Here is a 6,527-nt window from a genome sequence, read left to right on the forward strand (position 1 = left end):
ACCAGACTTTATTTTGAAGGGCATAAACATCATACAAATTCACTAGTGCTGAGTTTAGCGAAACTTGCTGATTGGGCAATAAAAGCTAGACTTTTGGTAATTTTTAAACTTTTGTGCTTACAAGTTGCACAATTAAAATTTTGGCTAAAAACTTTAAACCCTCTCCCCTGCTCCTCTGCTCCCCTACGGTCTAAATTGCAAATTAGGTGATTAACAGCTTATCCAACAGGCGCAGATTCTTCTGTCAATAATTTAATTAACCCAGTCACCCGTTCCTGAATTTCATCTCGTACTCTGGGGAAAATCTCAGGTTGTTCAGCCGGGTCATCTAGCTGCCAGTCTTCAAATACTTCCCGCACGACCCACTCAGGAGGTAAATTTACACCACAGCCACACAAAGAAATTACTACGTCAAAGTCCTCGGCTTTGAAATCACTGAGCGGTTTGGAAGTTTGATCTGTAATGTCAATGCCAATTTCTTTCATGGCTGCGATCGCCTCTGGTCTAACAACACTTGCTTCTAAACCAGAGCTAATCACTTCAATTTTCCCCTGACCCAGAGTTTTAGCAAAGCCTTCTGCCATTTGAGAACGGGCAGAATTCTTTTTGCAGACAAACATTACACGTTTCATTGTTCACTCCTGTGAAATAATGGCTTTAAATTTATAAAACTCTGAAATTTAAGTGTTGCAAAATCAAAGTTTTGCCACGCTAGGTTTAATCATAGAGCCACAGATTGTTGGCTCTATAAAAAGTTGTGCTTATTTATAAGTACTAAAACAGCGCGGGTCTTGCAACGTTGCTTTTTCTGGTTCCCTGGGAAACCAAAATGCTGTGCGTTTACAAAACTCAACCAACATCAACATTACTGGTACTTCGATTAGCACTCCAACTACTGTAGCGAGTGCTGCACCTGAATTTAAGCCAAATAGCATAACAGCAGTCGCAATAGCAACTTCAAAATGATTACTAGCTCCAATTAATGCTGCTGGTGCGGCATCTTCATAGGTTAAATTCAGCTTTAATGCTGCTACATAACTAATCAAGAAAATGAAGTTAGTTTGGATAAATAGTGGTACTGCAATTAACAAAATATGTAAAGGATTACTAACGATTAATTCACCTTTAAATGCAAATAGTAATACCAGAGTGAGCAAGAGAGCGGTAATAGAAACTGGAGTTAAATACTTTAAAAATCGTCTTTCAAACCACTCTTTACCTTTGTGTTTAAAAATCCAGTAACGGCTGTACATTCCTGCTATTAATGGCAAGCCAACATAAATCAGTACTGACAAAACAATAGTTTGCCAAGGTACAGTTAAATCATTCGCCGCTAATAACCATCTACCTAATGGTGCATAGAGGAACAACATCGTCAAAGAGTTTACTGCCACCATTATTAAAGTATGTCCCTGGTTGCCGTAGGAAAGATATCCCCACAACAGCACCATCGCTGTACAAGGTGCAATTCCTAATAAAATAGTGCCAGCAATGTAAGAATTAGCTAGTGTTACTTCACTACCACGAATAATTTCAGTTCCGATAATCAAAGGACGGAATAACCATCCTAAGAAGAACTGAGCAAATATCACCATTGTGAATGGTTTAATTAACCAATTCACGACTAACGTGAGAATAACTGGTTTTGGAGCGCGGATAGCATTTGCTGCTTGCGTAAAGTCAATTTTAACCATGATGGGATACATCATGAAAAACAAACATATTGCAATCGGTATAGACACTTGATACACACTCATTGCATCCAGAACTACCGCTACTCCTGGAAATAACCTCCCTAAAGTAATTCCTACAAAAATACACAAAAATACCCAAACAGTTAGATATTTTTCAAAAAAACTAAGATTACTTCCCGCTTGTATCTTGCCTGTATTAGCTGGCGAATTATTATTCATTGAAATTAACCTACAACAAAAATTAATCGCTAAAATTTGGCTTCTTTGCGTAAGAGTTCGCCAATTGTTAAGTTCATTTCGGCTTTTCCATCAAATACTGTTCCCACTTTGTTTTTGTACAAGTGAACATAATTGATTTGATAGCCATCATTCGGTAACGGTATATATCCGACAGTAGAAACTGTTTTTGGTGCGTTCTTGAGATAAAAATCTACAAACTTGTACAGTGTTCCTCTATCCAGCAAAGACTGGGGATTCACATAAATAAATAAAGGTCTAGAAAGTGGTTGATACTGTGCTTTCTCTACGGTTTGGCGTGATGGCAATACTGCACTACGTCCGTTATCAATAGAGAGTGCTTTCAACTTATTTTGATGTTTCTCGTAATAAGCATAGCCAAAGTAACCTAAAGCATTAGGGTCTTTGCTTATCCTGTCTACTAATACTTCATCATCTTCACTAGCTGTATAGTCATTACGAGAAGCTCTGGCTTTACCTACAATGGCTTCTGTAAAGTAGTCAAAGGTACCAGACTTTCTCCCTGCACCGTACAAAGTTAAAGGCCGATCTGGCCAAGTTGCACGTACTTGGTTCCATCGCGTAATCTTGCTAGTAGCAGCAGGTTCCCAAATCTTTTTTAGTTCTGCTACTGTGATATCTTTTGCCCAGTTATTTTGTGGATTAACAGCAACCGTTAAAGCATCAAAAGCGATTGGCAGTTCTATGTACCCTACCCCATTTTTTTTGCACGTTTCCATTTCTGCAAGTAAAATCGGTCGGGAAGCATTGCTAATATCTGTTTGTCCCGCACAGAATTTTTCAAATCCGCCCGTAGTCCCAGAAAAGTTCACATCAATAGGGGACTGACTATTTGAGTTTGCCTGAAACTCTTTTGCGATTGCTTGTGTAATTGGGTATACCGTACTGGAACCATCAATTTTAATCGTTTTCTCATCTGTTGCAGTATTACTAGCCTCAACCGCATTTGAAGACTGTTGACTTTGATGAGTCGAAGTTGTGTTTGCTGCACAACTGCTAAAGAGCGTCAACATCAAGAGCGCAAGAGCCAATTTCTGGAATTTTGCTTTCATTGACCTCACCACCCTGTATTGTGGCTAACTTCGTTCTTCTTATATCAAGAAAACTTGATATGTTAGCTGCTTGTCAACCCCAAGATATAAAAATTCATCAAAAAAAGTTGATATGTTAAGTAAAGGCCTGGGAGGATCTGAGCAGGTGCATCTGGACGACTCACACTGGTAACAATACGCAGGTCAGTTTGCCAACGCTCACAACTCAAGTTAACTCGGAAGTAGCCACGGAACAAGAACTTGATTGCTACGAAGAAATTGATGATTACTTAAGCTTTGTTAATCGCACAATGCGTAATTTGTCCCTTGCGTCAACTCAGTCAGCATCGTGAATTGTGTCTTCTCGTAGTATGATTTATAAATCTATCCAAAATCAGGTACGTCAACGCGGCAAATACTTCTGTGAGTACTATGATGCCTCTAAACAACAGACGAACAATTTGGTAATCGGCAGCTTTAAATCACAAGAAAAATGCAATTTAAAGCTTGGTTCTGCCGTGCTTTAAAGTTTGATTTTGCCACCACATTGTTTGAAATCTCAGCAACTCAGTTCCACGAATATCCTAACATAATCAGTTTTTAAAGCCTGAGTTTGCCGAAATAGCAATTTTAAAGTTTGATATTGCCGAAATAGTCTGAACTTGTTATGGTGTTTTATAGGTAAAATTGTACTAATTTTAGAGGAGATAACCATGCTCCATGATGTCGAGTTTCAAGCATGGTGTAATAGTTTGCGACTCTCCCAACAACAAAGAGATTTAGTTAACCAAATTAGGACTTCCCCACCTGCTCGTAAAGTCAAAGGAGGAGGAAGAAACGTTCATGGCCCCTATGCTAGTTCAAAGATGGGTAGAACGATTCAATTTGAGTCTCATACTGTTGAATTACCAGCTATTACTCAATGTTATGAATATGACGACCAAGTTTTAGAATATTGGGATCAACCGATTAAATTCAGTATTAAATGCTCACCACAAGGTAAACAAGCCACAACTATCAGTCATTATCCCGATTTTTTTGTAATGAGAAAGAATTGTTGTGGTTTTGAAGAGTGGAAAACAGAGAAAAGACTGGAAAAACTTAGTGAGGAACAGCCTTACCGCTATCAAAAAATAGAAAGACAATGGGTGGATGTCATTGTTCAAGAATATGTCGAAAGCTTAGGATATTATTATCGCCTTCGCTCTGATAGTGAAATTGATTGGGTCAAATATCGGAATCAGAAATATTTACAACCATACAAACAAGGATATTTAAAGCAACAATATATCCTTAATGAACAAGTAGAAGCCAATGTTCAAGAGATTATCGTTAATTATCCCGGTATTAATCTCACCAATCTGCTTGAGAAGGCGAAAAATGCCACTATTGATGATATTAATACCTTAATTGCCCTCGAAAAAGTCTATGTGAATTTAAGCGAAGTAGCTTTGGTGGAACAAGAGAAAGTTCATGTATTCCGTGACAAAGCTACCGCAGAAGCTTATATCACTGCCACTCATGATTATTGTGAACCTGTATCCAGCAATGTGTCGATAGTTGAACTTAAAGTGGGGTCATCATTTTTGTTAGATGGAAAAAGCCTCACCATTGACCATATTGGGGAAAGTAAAATCATTCTTAGAGGAGAACAAGGAATTATTCGCTGGACTTATGCAGAATTTCAACAATTAATCGAATTAGGAGAAATTAGTAATCTTCAGACAGAAAACCACACAACTTTAGATGAAGAAGGATGGCAATACTTTCTAGAGGCCAGTCCTAAAGCCTTAGAAACTGCAAATTATCGTTATGCAGCTATTAAGCCTTTTTTAGGGAAAGAACTTGATAATTCTCAAAAATGCGATTTATCAGAACGAACTCTACGCGACTGGAAAGCAAAATATCGAAAAGCCCAACAAAAATACGGATGTGGGTTTATTGGCTTGATTCCTCAATATAAAGGCAATCCAACCCCTCGTTATTCCGATGAAGATTTAGAGTTTATTGATAAAGTGATTGAAGAACAATATGAAACTTTTAAACAAAAAAATGTTTGGCAGACGTATGAACTTTTAAGAGATAAATGGCAGAAATCAGGACGAATTTCTCCTCTTCCCAGTCATACCTTTTATTACGAGAGAGTGAAAAAACGCAACAGCTATCAACAAACTAAAAAACGAACGGGATCTCGTGCAGCAAATAATCTGTTGGGGCCTTGGTTAATTCGACCGACGACCCCTCGTCATGGAGATCGCCCGCTCGAAATTGTTCATATTGACCACACACAGCTTGATATTGAGTGTATCTGCCCCTATAGTGGCAAAAATTTAGGCAGACCTTGGGTAACAGGCATGATTGATGCCTATAGCCGGAGGATTTTAGCTTTATACCTTACCTTTGATAATCCAAGTTACCGTTCTTGTATGATGGCTATTCGCATCTGTGTACAACGGTTTGGACGATTTCCTGAATGGATTGTTGTGGATAATGGAAAAGAGTTTAGTTCTACTTATTTTGAGACATTGTTAGCGCGTTTTGAAGCCAGCAAAAAGCATCGTCCCAAGGATTGCCCTAAATTTAGTTCAATTATTGAACGTTGGTTCGGCTCACAAAATACTGAATTTATTAATAACTTGAGGGGGAATACCCAAATCATGAAGCACGTCCGCCTCGTTAAAAAAGCAAATAATCCCAAGAATTTAGCTGTCTGGAATTTAGAAGAATTATACGATTATTTGGCATTTGGTTATGCTTATGGAGTTTATGATAAAGCAGAGCATCCTGCTTTAGAAGGGATGTCTCCTCATAAGGCTTTTGAATTAGGGTTAGCTAAAACCGGACATCGCCCTCATCAATATATTAAGTATGATGAGCAATTCAAGATTTTAACCTTGCCGACGAACAATAAGGGAACGGCCAAAGTTATTCCTGGTCAAGGAATTAGAGTCAACTATCAAAATTATTGGACAGATGAATTTTACAGTGTTGAGAATCAATCTATTCCGGTTCGCTATGACCCACTAGATTGTGGTGTTACTTATGCCTATGTTAATAATCATTGGGTAAAATGTTTATCTAATTATTATATGAAGTTTCAAGGACATTCAGAAAAAGCAGTAGCAATAGCCACAACAATTTGCAGACGAAAACGGCAAATCTATAATCAAAGTCAATATGTAGGTTCTAAAGAGATTGTTGACTTACTTAATAACGCGGAAGAACATGAAGAATTAATACTACAAATTCGTCGAGATCAATCTGCTAAATTAGTTTTCAATTTAATTGAAGGAACCCTGAGTAGTGCTGTATTATTAAATGTATCAAATACTGAACAGCATTCATCTCATGATAGTCAAAAGATAGAAGAAAATCTAGATTTAATAGATTTAAAAGAGGATATTTTACAGCCTAGTCTACCCAAAAAATTTAATCCTGATGACCTTAAGGGGCTACAAAAAGGGCTAGAATGCAGACAGAATAAGTCTCATAGCTCTTTGACCTTGTTGGTAGAAAGGACGCTTATTAGGACTTAATGTCAATA

Annotated in this window: 6 protein-coding genes; 3 read left to right on the forward strand and 3 right to left on the reverse strand. The window is 37.8% G+C overall.

Annotation, left to right across the window (positions count from 1 at the left end; genetic code table 11):
• Positions 1-218 precede the first annotated feature (218 nt).
• The 3 genes from arsC to H6G76_RS30375 all read right to left on the reverse strand — a co-directional run bounded on the left by arsC (position 219) and on the right by H6G76_RS30375 (position 3,004).
• Positions 219-632 carry an arsenate reductase, glutathione/glutaredoxin type gene (arsC, locus tag H6G76_RS30365; protein WP_190709288.1) on the reverse strand — a complete coding sequence of 138 codons (414 nt, stop codon included), beginning with the start codon at positions 630-632 and terminating at the stop codon, positions 219-221.
• 129 nt (positions 633-761) lie between these two features.
• Positions 762-1,913 carry an ACR3 family arsenite efflux transporter gene (gene arsB, locus H6G76_RS30370; RefSeq protein ID WP_190709290.1) on the reverse strand — a complete coding sequence of 384 codons (1,152 nt, stop codon included), beginning with the start codon at positions 1,911-1,913 and terminating at the stop codon, positions 762-764.
• Positions 1,914-1,942: 29 nt separating this feature from the next.
• Entirely contained in the window at positions 1,943-3,004 is a 1,062-nt protein-coding gene (locus H6G76_RS30375) for a PstS family phosphate ABC transporter substrate-binding protein (protein ID WP_190709293.1), read from the reverse strand.
• 188 nt (positions 3,005-3,192) lie between these two features.
• Here H6G76_RS30375 and H6G76_RS30380 point away from each other — a divergent pair, with 188 nt between their 5' ends.
• From H6G76_RS30380 to H6G76_RS30390, 3 genes are all read left to right on the forward strand, one after another.
• On the forward strand, positions 3,193-3,336 hold the full coding sequence (locus tag H6G76_RS30380; RefSeq protein WP_190709298.1) for a hypothetical protein: 144 nt from the start codon (positions 3,193-3,195) through the stop codon (positions 3,334-3,336).
• Between the two features lie 3 nt (positions 3,337-3,339).
• Positions 3,340-3,510, forward strand: a complete 171-nt coding sequence (locus tag H6G76_RS30385) for a hypothetical protein (RefSeq protein WP_190709295.1) — start codon at positions 3,340-3,342, stop codon at positions 3,508-3,510.
• Positions 3,511-3,696: 186 nt separating this feature from the next.
• Positions 3,697-6,519 carry a TnsA endonuclease N-terminal domain-containing protein gene (locus H6G76_RS30390; protein ID WP_190709296.1) on the forward strand — a complete coding sequence of 941 codons (2,823 nt, stop codon included), beginning with the start codon at positions 3,697-3,699 and terminating at the stop codon, positions 6,517-6,519.
• The last annotated feature ends 8 nt before the right edge of the window (positions 6,520-6,527 follow it).

Origin of the sequence: Nostoc sp. FACHB-152 (assembly GCF_014697475.1) — a bacterium.
Lineage (GTDB): Bacteria > Cyanobacteriota > Cyanobacteriia > Cyanobacteriales > Nostocaceae > Nostoc_B.